Consider the following 15,371-nt stretch of genomic DNA (forward strand, 5'->3'; position numbering starts at 1 on the left):
CCAATGGCCACGCAGATTTCGAAGACCGATTTCCGCGACGCCATGGCAAGGGTCTGCGCGCCGGTCAACATCGTCACCACGGATGGCCCGGCCGGGCGCGGCGGCTTCACCGCCACCGCCATGTGCAGCGTTTCCGACGAACCGCCAACGCTCCTGGTGTGCATGAACGGGCGTTCGACGCAGGCGGCCATGTTCCTCGCCAACCGGCGTTTCTGCGTCAACGTGCTGACGCATGACCACATGCACCTGGCGGGAAAGTTTGCCGGCGCGACACGGGACATGGAGGCACGCTATTCGGCGGCGCGCTGGCAGACACTGACCTCGGGCACGCCGGCGCTGTCGGACGCGATCGTCAATTTCGATTGCGAGATCGAGGACGTGCACATCGTCGGCACGCACAATGTCATGATCGGCCGGGTCATCGATGTCAGGCACGGCAGCTGCGGCTCGGCCCTACTCTATGTCGACCGGAATTACACGCAGCCGACGCGGCTGGGGAGTTTTGGCGGGTGAGTCTCAGCTCTCGCCGTCGATCAGCGTCTCCAGGAGATCGAGCAGTTGCTCCAACTTCTCGTGGCCAAAGCGCTGCTCTATGTCGTCGTAGATGATACGGCGCTCGGGCGACAGGGCGTCGATCAAGGCGGAACCGGCCGGGGCGATGGTCAGCACGACGCGGCGGCCGTCGCCTTCGGCCTTGTTGCGGGTGATGAATTTTCGGCCTTCGAGCGCCTTGATGATGCGGGTCAGGCTGGGCGGCAGCACCGAGGCGCGGTCGGCAAGCTCGGTCGCCTCGACCGAGCCGGCCTCGCTCAGCACGCGTAGCACGCGCCATTGCTGTTCGGTCACGTCATGCGCGGCCAGCATCGGGCGAAAGCGCGCCATCACCGCTTCACGGGCGTGAAGCAGCGCCATTGGCAGGGAACGACGAGTGTTTTCAGGCAGCAAGAAGCAGCGTCCCCGATAATGCGGTTGTTCGTCGGATTTGACCCGATATGGACAACGCCAAAACCCGACCTTTTCATCCCGTATCGTCGCCGCCAGCCCGATGCAAGACTTGACTTCGGCGACACCTCATGTAATTAACGCGTTAACTACAACAATGCAATGATCCTGGGAACGAAACGCCGTGCCTCACTTCTCCATCGAGTATTCGGCCAATCTCGATGCCAAGGTCGACATGGGCGAATTGTGCGCGCTGGTGTTGCGCACCGTGCTGGACACCGGGCTGTTCGAGACCGGGGCGGTGCGGGTGCGGGCCTTTCGCGCCGAGGCCTATGCAATTGCCGACAATCTGCCGGAAAACGCTTTTCTCGACATGTCGTTTCGCATCGGCACCGGCCGCAGCGCCGAGGACAAGAAGCGAACCGGCGAGGCTGTGTTCGCGGCGGTGAGCCAATATCTGGCCACTTTGTTCGAGACCCCGCATTTCGCCCTGTCGCTGGAGATCAGGGAAATCGACCCGGTGCTGAGCTGGAAGAAGAACGCAATCCACCCGCGGCTGCGCGGCAAGTGACGGAAGACTGACATGTCCGACCTCGAAGGCAATCTGAAGAAGGCCGAGGCCTATCTGGCGCGCTTCAAGCGCGGTGGCGTGCTCAACCAGATCGGCGGCGAGGCGGTGCCGGCGATCGACGGCTCGACCTTCGAGACGCTGTCGCCGGTCGATCTCAAGCCGCTGGCCAAGGTGGCGCGCGGTGGCGCCGCCGACATCGACCGCGCCGCCAAGGCGGCTAAGACGGCATTCCCGGCCTGGGCCGCCATGCCTGGCGAAGCGCGCAAGAAGTTGCTGCACAAAATCGCCGATGCTATCGAGGCGCGCGCCGAGGAGATCGCCTTCGTCGAATGCATGGACACCGGCCAGGCGCTGAAGTTCATGGCCAAGGCGGCGCTGCGCGGTGCGGAGAATTTCCGCTTCTTTGCCGACCGCGCGCCGGAAGCGCGCGACGGCGAGACGTTGCGCACGACAGGCCAGGTCAACATCACGACGCGCGTGCCGATCGGCCCGGTCGGCATCATCACGCCGTGGAACACGCCGTTCATGTTATCGACCTGGAAGATCGCGCCGGCGCTGGCGGCCGGCTGCACCGTGGTTCATAAGCCGGCTGAATTTTCGCCGCTGACGGCGCGGCTGCTGGTCGAGATCGCCGAGGAGGCCGGTCTGCCGAAAGGTGTGTGGAACCTGGTCAACGGGCTCGGAGAACATGCCGGCAAGGCGCTGACCGAACATCCCGACATCAAGGCGATCGGCTTTGTCGGTGAAAGCCGCACCGGTTCGATGATCATGCGCCAGGGCGCCGATACGCTGAAGCGCGTGCATTTCGAACTTGGTGGCAAGAACCCGGTGATTGTCTTCGCCGATGCCGATCTCGAGCGCGCGGCGGATGCGGCCGTGTTCATGATCTACTCGCTCAATGGCGAACGCTGCACCTCGTCGTCGCGCCTGCTGGTGGAGGCCTCGGTCTACGACCGGCTCACCGATCTGGTGGCGGAGAAGGCAAAGCGCATCAAGATCGGTCACCCGCTCGATCCGAAGACGGTGGTCGGCCCGCTGATCCATCCGGTGCACGAGGAAAAGGTGCTGTCCTATATCGAAATCGGCAAATCGGAGGGTGCTGTGGTTGCCGCCGGCGGCGGCAAGTTCGCCGGACCGGGCGGCGGCTGTTATGTCAGCCCGACGCTGTTTACCGGCGCCACCAACAAGATGCGCATTGCCCAGGAAGAGATTTTCGGGCCGGTTTTGACAGCCATTGCCTTCAAGGACGAGGCGGAAGCGCTGGCGCTCGCCAACGACACGCAATACGGCCTGACCGGCTATCTCTGGACCTCTGATGTGACCCGCGCCTTCCGCTTCACCGATGCGCTGGAGGCGGGCATGATCTGGGTCAATTCCGAGAATGTGCGCCATCTGCCGACGCCGTTCGGCGGTGTCAAGAATTCCGGCATCGGCCGCGACGGCGGCGACCATTCCTTCGATTTCTACATGGAGACCAAGAATGTCGCCTTCGCCACTTCAGCGCACGCGATCCAGAAACTCGGCGGCTGACGGGAGGAGATCAGAATGCCCTTGCCCAAACCCAACCTCTATCCCGCCTTCAACATCGTGCGGCTCAGCCATGTCGAGCTGGCGGTGACCGACCTTGCCAAGTCGCGCGCCTTCTATGTCGACACGCTCGGCCTGCAGGTCACCGACGAGACCTCAGGCGCCATCTACCTCAGAGCCATGGAGGAGCGTGGCCATCACTGCATCGTGCTGAAGAAGGCAACGATGCCGGAAGCGCGCGACCTCGGTTTCAAGGTCTTTTCGGACGAGGATTTGGACAAGGCCGAGCATTTCTTCAGGGCCAAAGGCCTGCCGGTGGAATGGGTGGAGCGGCCCTACCAGTCGCGCACCTTCCGCACGCGGGACCCGCACGGCATTCCGCTCGAATTCTATGCCGAGATGACGCGGCTGCCGCCGATCCACCAGAGATACGCGCTCTACAAGGGCGTGAAGCCGTTGCGCATCGACCATTTCAACTGCTTCTCGCCCAATGTCGACGAGTCCGTCGCCTTCTATAACGAGCTCGGTTTTCGGGTCACCGAATACACCGAGGATGCCTCGAGCGGGAAGCTGTGGGCGGCCTGGACGCACCGCAAGGGCGGCGTCCACGATATCGCCTTCACCAACGGTGTCGGGCCGCGCCTGCACCATGTCGCCTTCTGGGTGCCGACGCCGCTCAACATCATCGACCTGCTCGATTTGATGGCCACGACCGGCTACCTGCCGAACATCGAACGCGGTCCCGGGCGGCACGGCATTTCCAACGCCTTCTTCCTTTATATCAGAGATCCCGACAACCATCGCATCGAGATCTATTGTTCGGACTACCAGACGGTCGATCCCGATCTCGAGCCGATCAAATGGGACCTCAAGGACCCGCAGCGCCAGACGCTGTGGGGCGCGCCGGCGCCGAAAAGCTGGTTCGAGGAAGGCAGCAGCTTTGCCGGCGCAGCAGCGCGGCAGCCGGATTTGACGGCGTCGCCGATCATTGCGCCGTGATGATAGCCCCTACGAGGAGATGCGGATGACTGCACATGGGCGGCTAGCCACCTTCACCGCCGGCGGCAAGACGCGCTACGGCGCGGTCACCGACAAGGGCATCATCGACCTGTCGGCCCGCCACAGCCAGTGGCCGACCCTGCGCGAGGTGATCGAGGCCGGCGCCTTGCGGCGGCTGGCGGAAGAGGCCGAGGCCTTTGCCGTCGATTTCCCGCTCGACGCCATCGCCTACGACATCCCGATCCCGTCGCCGGAAAAGATCATCTGTGTCGGCGTCAACTATCCCGACCGCAACGAGGAGTACAAGGACGGCCAGGCGGCGCCTGCCAACCCGTCGCTGTTCATCCGCTTTCCCCGCTCCTTCGTCGGCCACGGCGCGCCGCTGGTGCGGCCACCCGAATCGCCGCAGCTCGACTACGAGGGCGAGATCGTCATCGTTATCGGTAAAGGCGGACGGCGCATCGCCGAAGCCGATGCGCTCGGCCACATAGCCGCACTGTCGCTCTGCAACGAAGGCACCATCCGCGACTGGGTGCGGCACGCCAAGTTCAACGTCACGCAAGGCAAGAATTTCGACCGCACCGGTTCGATCGGCCCATGGCTGGTGCCATACACCAGCGAGGCGCAGATCGCCGACATTGCTCTGACCACGCGCGTCAATGGCGAGATCCGCCAACAGGACCGCACCAGCCGGATGATCTTTTCCTTCCGCAAGATCATCAACTATGTCTCGACCTTCACCACGCTGGTGCCCGGCGACATCATCGTCACCGGTACACCGACCGGCGCCGGCGCCCGCTTCGACCCGCCGGTCTGGCTGAAACCGGGCGATGTGATCGAGGTCGAGGCCGACGGCATTGGTGTGCTCCGAAACGGTGTCGTCGACGAGGCTGCAGCATGACCCCGGAGCAAGTGGAAGACGCCGCAGCACGGCTGTTCGAAGCCGAACGTTCGCGCCGCCAGATCCGGCTGCTCAGCCTCGACTACCCGCAAGCGACGATGGAAGACGCCTACCGCGTGCAGGCGGCGCTGGTGGCGCGCAAGATCGATGCCGGGCTGAAGCCGAAGGGCTGGAAGATCGGCCTGACCTCGAAGGCGATGCAATATGCGCTCGCCATCGACACGCCGGATTCCGGCGTGCTGTTCGACGACATGTTCTTCAACGACGGCGCGACGATCCCCGCCGGCCGCTTCATCCAGCCGCGCGTCGAGGCCGAGATCGCCTTCGTTATGAAGGCGCCGCTGAAGGGTCCCGGCGTGACGATTTTCGACGTGCTCAACGCCACCGACTACATCACCCCGGCGCTGGAAATCCTCGACACGCGCATCGAGCGCGTCAATGCCGAGACCAAGAAGGTGCGCAGCTTCTTCGACACGATTTCCGACAATGCCGCCAATGCCGGCATCGTCATCGGCGGTCGGCCGCAGCGGCCCGATGAAGCCGACATGCGCTGGATCGGCGCCATCGTCTCGCGCAATGCCGAGGTCGAAGAGACCGGCCTTGGCGCCGGGGTGCTCAACCACCCGGCCATGGGCATCGCCTGGCTGGCCGACCGGCTCGCCCGCTACGGCCTATCGATCGCGGCCGGCGAAGTGGTGCTGTCGGGCTCCTTCGTGCGACCGGTCGAGGCACGGCCCGGCGACACGATCGTCGCTGATTTCGGCAGCTCGGGCACGGTCAGCATTCATTTCGCAAAGGGCTGACGGCGCTATCGCCGGCCCTTATTCGCCGCGCAGGTAGTCAATCACCACGTCGGCTGCGATATCAGACATGCGCAGGCCAACCTCCCTGGTGATGTCACCTTCGACGCGGCTCTGCACCCAACCGAGGAAAGCGAAGGCCCGCAGCGCCGCGAACAGGGGCAACGCAGCGACATCCTGCGCCGTCAGCGCGCGCTGCTGCCGATAGCCATCGAGCAGCGCCGCCTCGATCAGCGGATAGATCGCCTCGTCGCGGTTCTGATACAGGGCAACGGCAAGGTCGTACATGTGCCAGCCATGGCCGCAATCGTCGAAGTCGATGATGCGCACCGCGCCGTCATGGATGAGCACGTTCTCGCGCACCAGATCGGCATGGATAATGCCGAAATTGCGGGTGCTGCGTTCATACGCCGACAGCACCTTCACGGCCTTGTCCCGGGCCTGGAGAACAAGCTCGCGGCGCGAACCGTCGAGAAACGGCGAGGTCTCGAAGCGGCCCCAGGTCGGGTTAGCGCCGAAGAAGCCGTCGAAATCCCAGGCATGACGGGCAAAGCCAGCGGGCGGCGTCCAGGCGACGCTGACATTGTGCATGTGCGCGATGGCCCGCCCGATCGCCGTGAAGATCTGTTTTGACTGTTCAGCCGTGTAGGCCAGCGGCACGCCCCGCGCGCCGACGGCCCTGCCTTCAAGCCAGCTCAGACAATCGGCCTGGCGGGGCTGCATTGAGGCAGCCGTTCTGACAAGCACGAACGGATCGCCGGACTGTGTCGGCACCGGGGACGGCGTGGCGACACCAGCGGATTGCAAAAAATCCATCCATTGCAGTTCCGAGCGCAGCGCGGCATCCGTGTGATAGCCAAGCCGGTGGATGCGCATGGCTGCCGGCCGGCCGTCGGGTAAACGGACGCGGAAGACGGCATTCTCGCGGTATTTCAGCAGCTCCGGTTCACCGTCGTGGACGCCCCAATGGGCAAGCGCCTGCCGGGCAAGCTCTGTAACATCTGCCGCCGTCTCAGGCTCGGATCGCGCGGAAACTGCGTTCACGCCGCCACTCCGCCGACTTCACCAAGCACTTCGTCCAACGTGCCGATCAAAAGGTCGGCATTGTCGCGGGAGAACGGCATGGGCGGGCGGATCTTCAGCACGTTGCCGTGGATGCCGGTCTTGCCCATCAGTACGCCACGGTCACGCATGGCGTTGATGACGCGCCCGGCGATGTCGGGCGCGGGCTCACGCGTCTGACGGTCGTGGACCAGCTCGGCGCCGAAGAACAGGCCCGCGCCCCTGACCTCGCCGATGCAGTCGTGGCGATCGGCGAGCGGCCGCAACAGATCGAGCGCATAGGTGCCGACATCATGCGCGTTGGTGACAAGGTTTTCCTGTTCCAGGACATCGAGGACGGCGTTGGCCACGGCGCAGGAAACCGGATTGCCGCCAAAGGTGTTGAAATAGCGGAAGGCGTTGCGGAAGGTCGCCAGGATTTCCGTGGTGGTGACGACAGCGGCGACCGGATGGCCGTTGCCCATCGGCTTGCCCATGGTGACGATGTCGGGCACGAAACCGGCGCGCTGGTGGCCCCAGAAATGGCTGCCAGTGCGGCCGAAGCCTGGTTGCACTTCGTCGGCTATGACCAGCCCGCCGGCTTCACGCACCGCTGATATGGCATCGTCGAAGAAGCCGCTAGGAAGCGTTGGAAAACCTTCATTGGCGAGCAGCGGGCACAGGATCATGCCGGACAGGCCGATGCCGTCCTTCGCCAGCGAAGCGATGGCTTCGCGCACGGCGTTGCCAAACGCCTTGCCGTTGGCCATCGCGTCGGGCTGACGAAAACTGTCGGGTGCCGGCACCAGCCTGACGTACGGAGCGCGGCCACCGACCGGCGGCATACGCGTCGAGAGCTGCGAAACCGCCGTGGTGTTGCCGTGATAGGTGGCATCGGTGGCGATGATGCCCATCTGGCCTGAAGTCGCCTGCGCCATGCGCAGCGCGATGTCGTTGGCCTCGCTGCCGGTGCAGGTCAGGATGGCGGTCGACAGGCTGGCATCGAAGGTCGCGGTCAGCCGCTCGACATAGTCGAGGATGGCGGTGTGGAGATAGCGCGTGTGGGTGTTGAGCAGGCTTGCCTGCCGGCACAGCGCGTCGACCACATGCGGATGGCAATGGCCGACATGGGCGACATTGTTGTAGGCGTCGAGATATTTGCGGCCGTCGGCATCGTATAGCCAGACGCCTTCGCCGCGCACCAGATGCACCGGTTCGTCATAGAACAATTGCGATTTGGCGCCGAGCAGGCGGGAACGCCGGCTAAGGAGCACTTCCTCGGCCATTACTTTGTGCGATTGAGTCATCCGTTGGTCCCAAAATCTCGTTGTATCTGCCGGCTCATCAGACCTTCGACAGGCCGGCGCCTATCGCCTCGCCGATCTTTGCGACGTCGGCGGCGCTGATGATCAGCGGGGGCGAGAGGATGATGTTGTTGCCGGACACGCGCAGCATGACGCCGGCTTCGTAGGCAGCCTCCGAGATCACGGCCATGGTCTTCTTGTCGGCGGGTTTTTTCGTCGCGCGATCGGAAACGAGTTCGACCGCCGCCATCAGGCCCTTGTACCTGACGTCGCCGACGATCGCGTGCTTGGCCTTCAGCCCTTCCAGCACCGCCCCCAGTTCGACGCCGCGCGCGGCGGCGTTTTCATTCAAGCGAAGCCGCTTGGTTTCGGCGAGCGCAGCCAGCCCGGCCGCGCAGCCGACCGGGTGGCCGGAATAGGTATAGCCATGGCCGATTGTGCCGAAGCTGGTCTTGTCGGACTCGAAGACATCGGCGACCTTGGCGCCGATCAGTGTGGCGCCGAGTGGGAAATAGCCTGATGTGATCGCCTTGGCGATGGTCATGAAATCCGGCTTCACGCCGGACAGCCGCGAGCCCGACCAGGCGCCGGTGCGGCCGAAACCAGTCACCACCTCGTCGGCGATCAGCAGGATTTCGTGGCGGTCGCAGATCTCGCGCACCAGCGGCATGAAGCTTTCATGCGGAACGATGACGCCGCCGGCGCCGAGCACCGGCTCCATGATGAAAGCCGCGATGGTGTCGCCGCCCTGGAAGGCGATCTCGTCCTCCAGCGCCTTGGCGCAGAGCTTCGCCAGTCGCGCCGGATCGGTCTCGTCGAACGGGTTGCGGAAGGTCCAGGGTGCCGGAATGTGGAAGACGCCGGGCAGCAGCGGCTCGTAGTTGCGGCGGAAATTGGCGTTGCCGTTGACCGAGGCGCCGCCGAAATGGGTGCCGTGATAGCCCTTCTTCAAGGCAAGGAATTTTGTGCGGTCGCCCTGGCCGCGGATCTTCCAGTATTGGCGGGCGAGCCGCAGTGCCGTCTCGACCGAATCCGAACCGCCAGATGTGAAGAAGGTCCGCACCATGCCTTCCGGCGCGAACCATTCAGCGAGTTCGTAGGCGAGCTCGATCGACGGTCCCGTCGAGGTGCCGCGAAAACCGGAATAGTAAGGCAGGGCGCCGAGCTGGTCGGCGATGGCCTTCTTGATCGGGTCGCAGCTGTAGCCGAGATTGACGTTCCACAGGCCGCCGACGGCGTCGAGCACGGTGTTGCCGGCGATGTCGGTGACCATCACGCCCTCGCCCTTCATGATCACCTTGGGCGGGTTGGCCCGCATCTCCGCCGGATGCGCCATCGGGTGCCAGATCGGCTTGGCGTTCTCTTCTGTGAGGAAATTGATGTCGCGCATAAAAAGGCTCCGCAAATGGGTCTCAGGCAGCTGGGATGAGGTCGAAATGGCCGAGTGCCTCGGCATAGGAAAGTGCCGGCCGGGCAACGTCGAAATGCACCGTGCGCATGCCGGCGGCACGGGCGCCATCGATATTGCGCTGCTGGTCGTCGACGAACACGCAGGTGTCAGCCGGCAGGCCGAGCGCCTCGGTGACGAAACCATAGGCGCGCGGGTCGGGCTTGAGGATGCCGGTATGGGTGGCATCGACGATCGTGTCGAACAGGCCGAGCAGCGGCAATCGCTGGCGGAAATCGGCGCCGTAGAACAGGTCGAGCTCGTTGGACAGGATCGCCAGGCGAAACCCCGCGGCATGGACGGCGCGGATGGCGGGGTCGGCTTCCGGCCGCACCACCTTTTCCGGTTCGGCACCGCGTGCGCGTTGGACAAACGTTTCCATCGCCTGCCAGTCCTCGCCAACGAGCCGGCCGACCTCGCTTGTGCGGGTGCGCCAATAGTCGCGTTCGCTGATTTCGTCGGCCTGCATCGAGCGCCACAGCGGGTCACTGTCCGGATCGAACGGCCCGCGCCATTGCAGCGTGCCGGGCTTCAAGCCAAGCGCCTGTTCGGTCAGGGCGTGGGTCTCGAACAGCGTTCTTGTGACGACGCCGCCGAAATCGAGAACCAGCGCCTGGGCCGGGACAGCACTCACGCCGCCACTCCCTTGGCCGGCATGCCGCGCGGGATGATGCCTTCCTCGACCCAGCGGTCGAAGATTTCCAGCGCCTTGGCGACGAAGTCGTCACTGTTGATGTGGGAGTCGATCTCGTGGAACTCGACGCCGGCTGGAATGGCCTTGCGCATTTCATCGACGAAGGCGGCAAGCGCCTCCGGCTCGTAGAGCGGCTCGCCCTCAACGTCCCATTCCTGGATGCCGCCCGATGGCAGGATGAAGGCCGAGCGCGCCTTCGAGGCGCCGAGCTTGGCCGCGATGGTCCTGGCAACCTGGCGGCGGTCATCGGCATCGACGGTGACCGGGGCGATCAGCCTGTTATGGGCATGAAAAGGGCGTTCGGAGAATTTAGCCGGCAAATCTTGCCAAGTCGGCAGGTCGACCATATCGACCGCGCCGGGTGCGGCGATCTGCGGAATGCCACGCGCGCCGGCATTCTCCAGCCGGTCGGCGCCCGAACTGACGACGGAGCCGGCCAGATGGTTGGTGATTTCCTGCAGGCTGAAATCGAACACGGCGCAGAAATGATCCTGGCCGGCGATCGATTCGAAGGCGCGGCCGCCCATGCCGGTGGTGTGGAAGACGGCGACATCATAGCCGCGCCGCTCCAGCGCCGGCTTCAGCGTCTTCATATAACGCAGGCAGCTACTCCCGAGCGACGTCATGCCTATGGTCGGGCCGACCGCCAGCGCCGACACGCGGGTCTCCAGCACGATTTTCGCCGCGCCGACCACCGCGCCGCAGGCCTGCGACAGGACCAGCTTGCAGATCGAGTTGAGGCCGTAGAGGCCGCCGGCCCAGAGGATCATCATCAGGTCGGGCGCGACGCGCTCCGGCGGGATGAGGTGCGAATAAGCGATGGTGGAGACGACGAATTTCGGCACGCCGAGCGGCAGCGAAAGCGCCACGTCGAGCGCCAGGTCGGTTCCCATCGAACCACCTATGGCGATGAAGGCGTCGATCTCGCCATTCCCGTGCAGCTTGCGCACCAATTGCACGGCGCCGCCCGCCATCAGCGTCATGGCGGTGTTCTCGTCACCGCTGGCGACAATCTCCTCGATGGTCACGTCAACCGCTCGGGCGACGGCATGCTTGTCGTGATCGGGACTGTAGGGCGGATTGCCGAGAACGCTGACATCCATCATCACGGCGCTGCCGCCCGATGCCTCGATGCACGCTTTCATGAACAGCAGCTCGTCGGCCTTGGTGTCGCCGGTGCCGATGACCAGGATGCGGGGCGCAATCTGTGCAGACATCAGGCCTGCCTCCTCAGGGTTTGCAAATTGTCGCCATTGAGGCGCATCGAAATCTCCCGTGCCGCGTCCATCACCGCAAGTCCTCGTTCTACGATATCCGCCGCCGTCGTCCTGGCCTTGGGCGCCGCCACGGCGATGGTGCCGAGCGCAAACCCGTCCGCCGCCAGGATTGCCGACGCGACACTGATGACGCCTTCCTCCAGTCCCTGATCGCAGATCGAATAGCCGCGCTCGCGCGCGTCGGCCATGGAGCGGGAGATGGCGGCCGGCTCGATCAACGTATGCGCCGTGAAGGCTTCGAGCGGACCCGTCAGACATGCCTTGACGGCCTCATCCCTGGCGAAAGCCAGATAGGCGATGCCCGACGCGGTCGAATGCAGGGGCAGAAGCTGGCCGATGTCGATGTTGACCCGGTTTGCCCAGCTGGGATGCTCGACATGGACGGTGACCAGCCTGTCGATGCCGAATTCCGACAGATGCACGGTCTCGGCCGTGGCACTTGCCAGATCCCGCACCAGCGGCACCGCGGTCTGCAGGAAGGGAAAGCGCGCCTCGCGGATGCGGGCCAGCCGTGACAGGCCGGCGCCGAGCCGATAATGCCGCGTGCCGGCGTCTTGTTCGACGAAGCCGTGGCCGGTCAGGGCCACCAGCAGCCGGCGCGTCGTCGCCTTGTCGAAGCCCGACCGGCGCGCCAGCTCGGTCAGCCCGAGCTCGGGCTCGGCCACGCTGAACAGCTCCAGAAGTGAAATCGCCTTGCCGACCGTACCCACCGCATCCTCCCGGATTGGGTAATCATTTAACGTGTGAATTAACTTGACAGGAAGCCGCTTTGTTTGCAAGTCTATATTCAAAATAAGGGTTCAAATAATGAACCGGCATCCAGAGCGTATGGGACAGGCCATCAGGCCGGCGAACAGGAGGGACCAATGACAGCAGTTTCGGAACAGGCGCCGGCCAACAGGCTGCGCAAGAACAGTCTTGGCGTCGGCGCCATCACCTTCATGGTGATCTCGGCAGCCGCGCCGCTGACGGCAGTGGCCGGCGGCACGCCGCTCGGCATGCTGATGGGCAATGGCGCCGGCTTTGCCGGCACCTATCTGATCGTGACCATACTGCTGCTCCTGTTCGCGGTCGGCTATGTCGCCATGTCGCGCCATGTCGGCAATGCCGGCGCCTTCTATGCCTATGCCGCGCGCGGCCTCGGCGGTCTCGCCGGCGGCGCCACGGCGCTGATCGCCATCCTGTCCTACAATGCCATGCAGATCGGCGTCATGGGCCTGCTGGGCGCCGCCACATCAGGGCTGTTCGCCGGTTGGGGCATCAACCTGCCCTGGTGGGTGTGGAGCTTCCTCGCCATCGCCATCGTCGCCGTGCTCGGCTACCGCCAGGTCGACCTGTCGGCCAAGATCCTGACTGTGCTGGTTCTCTGCGAATACGCCGTGGTGCTGATCCTCGATTTGACCATCCTCAAGACCGGCGGCGACAGCGGCCTGTCGGCCGCCCCGTTCAGTTGGAGCCAGATCACGTCTGGCGCGCCGGCGATCGCCATCCTGTTCTGCTTCGCCGCCTTCATCGGCTTCGAGGCGACGACGATCTATGCCGAGGAGGCCCGCGACCCGAAGGTCACCATTCCGCGCGCCACCTATTTCTCGGTGCTGCTGATCGGCGTCTTCTACATGGTCACGGCCTGGCTGATGGCGGTTGGCGCCGGTGTCGACAAATTGCTGCCGGCGCTGCAGGGCCTGCAGGACCCGACGACCTTCCTGTTCGGCCTGTCCGACCGTTATGCCGGCACGCTGCTCACGCATGCGATGAGCATTCTGTTCGTGTCGAGCCTGTTTGCCGGCGTGCTGGCGTTCCACAATGCGGTTGCTCGCTACATCTATGTCTCGGGCCGCGAGAAGCTGTTGCCGCAGTCAATCGGCGTGACGCATCCGGCGCACCAGAGCCCGCATGTCGCCTCAGTGATCCAGAGCGTGCTGGCGGCTGTCGTCGTCGGGCTGTTCGCCGTGCTCGGCCTCGATCCGGTGCTGGCGCTGTTCTCCTGGCTGACCAATGTCGCGACGCTCGGCGTCATCGTCATGATGGCGGTGGCCTCGCTTGCAGTGGTGATGTACTTCCGCGCAAATCCATCGGCGCAGGAGAATGCGGTGAAGACCACCATCCTGCCTGGGCTGACCTTCATCGCCTTCGTCGTTATCATCTACCTGATCGTCATCAATTTCGGCAGCCTGTCGGGAGCCGGCGGCTTCCTCGGCGTGTTCCTGCCGGGGCTGGTGCTGATTGCCGCCGTGGTCGGGCTGCTGCTGGCCGCCGCCTTGAAGAACCGCGACCCGGTCGCCTACGAAAGCCTCGGTGTGCCACTGAAGGATTGAGCGAAATATCTGGGCGGCGTACCAAGCCGCCCAGCAAAGACCCCACTTGAAATGAGAAGATCATGATCGTTAAAAATGCCATCGACACGCTGCGCAAGACGGAGATCGGCACGCGCGCCCTGTTCATCGATGGCGTGCAGGCCGAGGCAACGAGCGGCGCGACGCTGCCTGTCATTTCGCCGATCGATGGCCGCGCCTTCGCCAGCATCGCCGACGGCAATGCCGCCGATGTCGACCGCGCGGTGAAATCGGCGCGCAAGGCATTCGAGAAGGGCTCGTGGTCGCGGGCCACCCCCACCTTTCGCAAGAAGGTGCTGACCAGGCTCGCCGAGCTCATCGAAAAACATGTCGACGAACTGGCCGTGCTCGGCGTGCGCGACAATGGCACCGAGATCGGCATGGCCTACAAGGCCGAGCCGCTGTCGGCCGCCGGCACCATCCGCTACTATGCCGAGGCGATCGACAAGGTCTATGGCGAGATCGCGCCGACGGCCGACAATGTGCTGGGGCTGATCCACAAGGAGCCGCTTGGCGTCGTCGGCGTCGTCGTGCCGTGGAATTTCCCGCTGATGATCGGCGCCTGGAAGATCGCGCCGGCGCTGGCCGCCGGCAATTGCGTGGTGGTCAAGCCGCCGGAAATCGCCTCGCTGACCCTGCTGCGGCTGGCGGAACTGGCGGCCGAAGCCGGGCTCCCCGCCGGCGTGCTCAATGTCGTCACCGGCCGCGGCGCCGTCACCGGCGAGGCGCTCGGCCTGCATATGGATGTCGATGCCATTGCCTTCACCGGCTCGGGGCCGGTCGGCCGGCGGCTGCTCGAGTACTCGGCCCGCTCCAACCTGAAGCGCGTTTTCCTCGAACTCGGCGGCAAGTCGCCCAACATCGTCTTTGCCGATGCACCTGATTTGAAGCAGGCGGCGGTCGTCTCGGCCAATGGCATTTTCCGCAATTCCGGCCAGGTCTGCGTCGCCGGTTCACGCCTGCTCGTCCAGGCTTCGGTCTATGATCGGTTCATGGACGAACTGCTCTCGGCGACCACGCGGCTCAAGGTCGGCGACCCGCTCGATCTCAAGACCGATGTCGGCGCGGTGTCGAGCGCGGAGCAGTTGGACAAGAATCTCGGCTTCGTCGCCAAGGCCAGGGAAGAAGGCGCAAGGCTGGTCACCGGCGGCGACCGGATCCTGGCCGAGACCGGCGGCAGCTACATGGCGCCGACGATCTTCGAGAATGTGACTGAGGATATGCAGCTCGCCCGCGAAGAGGTCTTCGGACCGGTGCTCGGCGTGATGCGTTTCGACACCGAGGAGGAGGCTGTGCGGCTTGCCAATTCGACCGTCTATGGGCTTGCCTCAGCCGTGTGGACATCAAACCTCTCCACCGCACACCGCATGGTGCGCGCCATCCATGCCGGCGTCGTCCACGTCAACACCTATGGCGGCGCCGACATCACCGTGCCGCTCGGCGGCGTCAAGCAGTCCGGCTTCGGCCGCGACAAGTCGCTGCACGCGCTGGAGAAATATCAGGAGCTGAAGACCGCCTGGATAGCGCTTTGAGGA

Annotated in this window: 15 protein-coding genes; 8 read left to right on the forward strand and 7 right to left on the reverse strand. The window is 64.5% G+C overall.

Features of this window, described 5'->3' with window-relative positions; all coding sequences use genetic code 11:
- Positions 1-3 precede the first annotated feature (3 nt).
- Positions 4-513 carry a flavin reductase gene (locus EB235_RS03795; RefSeq protein ID WP_027032283.1) on the forward strand — a complete coding sequence of 170 codons (510 nt, stop codon included), beginning with the start codon at positions 4-6 and terminating at the stop codon, positions 511-513.
- Between the two features lie 3 nt (positions 514-516).
- On the opposite strand, the gene hpaR is transcribed toward EB235_RS03795, so the two are convergent.
- Complete coding sequence (gene hpaR, locus EB235_RS03800; RefSeq protein WP_245268869.1) at positions 517-912, reverse strand: homoprotocatechuate degradation operon regulator HpaR; 396 nt, start codon at positions 910-912, stop codon at positions 517-519.
- Between the two features lie 214 nt (positions 913-1,126).
- On the opposite strand from hpaR, the gene EB235_RS03805 reads away from it, so the two are divergent.
- From EB235_RS03805 to hpaH, 5 genes are read left to right on the forward strand one after another with little or no spacing between them, the layout of a single operon-like run.
- Entirely contained in the window at positions 1,127-1,513 is a 387-nt protein-coding gene (locus tag EB235_RS03805) for a 5-carboxymethyl-2-hydroxymuconate Delta-isomerase (protein ID WP_027032281.1), read from the forward strand.
- Positions 1,514-1,525: 12 nt separating this feature from the next.
- On the forward strand, positions 1,526-3,043 hold the full coding sequence (hpaE, locus tag EB235_RS03810; RefSeq protein ID WP_027032280.1) for a 5-carboxymethyl-2-hydroxymuconate semialdehyde dehydrogenase: 1,518 nt from the start codon (positions 1,526-1,528) through the stop codon (positions 3,041-3,043).
- A 15-nt stretch (positions 3,044-3,058) separates the two neighbouring features.
- Positions 3,059-4,039 carry a 3,4-dihydroxyphenylacetate 2,3-dioxygenase gene (hpaD, locus tag EB235_RS03815; RefSeq protein ID WP_027032279.1) on the forward strand — a complete coding sequence of 327 codons (981 nt, stop codon included), beginning with the start codon at positions 3,059-3,061 and terminating at the stop codon, positions 4,037-4,039.
- A gap of 25 nt (positions 4,040-4,064) precedes the next feature.
- Complete coding sequence (locus EB235_RS03820; RefSeq protein WP_027032278.1) at positions 4,065-4,940, forward strand: fumarylacetoacetate hydrolase family protein; 876 nt, start codon at positions 4,065-4,067, stop codon at positions 4,938-4,940.
- Entirely contained in the window at positions 4,937-5,743 is an 807-nt protein-coding gene (gene hpaH / locus EB235_RS03825) for a 2-oxo-hept-4-ene-1,7-dioate hydratase (RefSeq protein ID WP_027032277.1), read from the forward strand. Before EB235_RS03820 ends, hpaH begins: the two co-directional genes overlap by 4 nt.
- 18 nt (positions 5,744-5,761) lie before the next feature.
- Here hpaH and EB235_RS03830 read toward each other — a convergent pair whose 3' ends face one another.
- The 6 genes from EB235_RS03830 to EB235_RS03855 all read right to left on the reverse strand — a co-directional run bounded on the left by EB235_RS03830 (position 5,762) and on the right by EB235_RS03855 (position 12,213).
- A complete protein-coding gene (locus EB235_RS03830) occupies positions 5,762-6,784 on the reverse strand; it encodes a phosphotransferase enzyme family protein (RefSeq protein ID WP_027032276.1) in 1,023 nt (340 codons plus the stop codon).
- Positions 6,781-8,067 (reverse strand): aminotransferase class III-fold pyridoxal phosphate-dependent enzyme, encoded by a 1,287-nt coding sequence (locus EB235_RS03835; protein WP_032925735.1) that lies wholly within the window; start codon positions 8,065-8,067, stop codon positions 6,781-6,783. The genes EB235_RS03830 and EB235_RS03835 overlap by 4 nt, the downstream gene beginning before the upstream one ends.
- A 58-nt stretch (positions 8,068-8,125) precedes the next feature.
- On the reverse strand, positions 8,126-9,421 hold the full coding sequence (locus EB235_RS03840) for an aminotransferase class III-fold pyridoxal phosphate-dependent enzyme (protein WP_432431180.1): 1,296 nt from the start codon (positions 9,419-9,421) through the stop codon (positions 8,126-8,128).
- 76 nt (positions 9,422-9,497) lie between these two features.
- On the reverse strand, positions 9,498-10,166 hold the full coding sequence (locus tag EB235_RS03845) for an HAD family hydrolase (RefSeq protein WP_027032273.1): 669 nt from the start codon (positions 10,164-10,166) through the stop codon (positions 9,498-9,500).
- Positions 10,163-11,443, reverse strand: coding sequence for a Tm-1-like ATP-binding domain-containing protein (locus tag EB235_RS03850; protein ID WP_027032272.1), 1,281 nt, complete (start codon positions 11,441-11,443; stop codon positions 10,163-10,165). Before EB235_RS03850 ends, EB235_RS03845 begins: the two co-directional genes overlap by 4 nt.
- A complete protein-coding gene (locus EB235_RS03855; protein ID WP_027032271.1) occupies positions 11,443-12,213 on the reverse strand; it encodes an IclR family transcriptional regulator in 771 nt (256 codons plus the stop codon). Before EB235_RS03855 ends, EB235_RS03850 begins: the two co-directional genes overlap by 1 nt.
- A gap of 156 nt (positions 12,214-12,369) precedes the next feature.
- Between EB235_RS03855 and EB235_RS03860 the strand changes: the two genes are divergently transcribed.
- The gene (locus tag EB235_RS03860) at positions 12,370-13,818 is read left to right on the forward strand and encodes an APC family permease (RefSeq protein ID WP_027032270.1); all 1,449 of its coding nucleotides are present in this window, start codon (positions 12,370-12,372) and stop codon (positions 13,816-13,818) included.
- 62 nt (positions 13,819-13,880) lie between these two features.
- Positions 13,881-15,368: an aldehyde dehydrogenase gene (locus tag EB235_RS03865; protein ID WP_051429739.1), complete on the forward strand. Its 1,488-nt coding sequence runs from the start codon at positions 13,881-13,883 to the stop codon at positions 15,366-15,368.
- Positions 15,369-15,371: the final 3 nt, after the last annotated feature.

This window comes from Mesorhizobium loti R88b (assembly GCF_013170845.1).
Taxonomy (GTDB): Bacteria; Pseudomonadota; Alphaproteobacteria; order Rhizobiales; family Rhizobiaceae; genus Mesorhizobium; species Mesorhizobium loti_B.

Coding starts and splice junctions, on each gene's coding strand:
- EB235_RS03795 (WP_027032283.1), top strand. CDS start 4: ATGGCCACGCAGATTTCGAAGACCGATTTCCGCGACGCCATGGCAAGG.
- hpaR (WP_245268869.1), bottom strand. CDS start 912: ATGGCGCTGCTTCACGCCCGTGAAGCGGTGATGGCGCGCTTTCGCCCG.
- hpaE (WP_027032280.1), top strand. CDS start 1,526: ATGTCCGACCTCGAAGGCAATCTGAAGAAGGCCGAGGCCTATCTGGCG.
- hpaD (WP_027032279.1), top strand. CDS start 3,059: ATGCCCTTGCCCAAACCCAACCTCTATCCCGCCTTCAACATCGTGCGG.
- EB235_RS03820 (WP_027032278.1), top strand. CDS start 4,065: ATGACTGCACATGGGCGGCTAGCCACCTTCACCGCCGGCGGCAAGACG.
- hpaH (WP_027032277.1), top strand. CDS start 4,937: ATGACCCCGGAGCAAGTGGAAGACGCCGCAGCACGGCTGTTCGAAGCC.
- EB235_RS03835 (WP_032925735.1), bottom strand. CDS start 8,067: ATGGCCGAGGAAGTGCTCCTTAGCCGGCGTTCCCGCCTGCTCGGCGCC.
- EB235_RS03840 (WP_432431180.1), bottom strand. CDS start 9,421: ATGGCGCATCCGGCGGAGATGCGGGCCAACCCGCCCAAGGTGATCATG.
- EB235_RS03850 (WP_027032272.1), bottom strand. CDS start 11,443: ATGTCTGCACAGATTGCGCCCCGCATCCTGGTCATCGGCACCGGCGAC.
- EB235_RS03860 (WP_027032270.1), top strand. CDS start 12,370: ATGACAGCAGTTTCGGAACAGGCGCCGGCCAACAGGCTGCGCAAGAAC.
- EB235_RS03865 (WP_051429739.1), top strand. CDS start 13,881: ATGATCGTTAAAAATGCCATCGACACGCTGCGCAAGACGGAGATCGGC.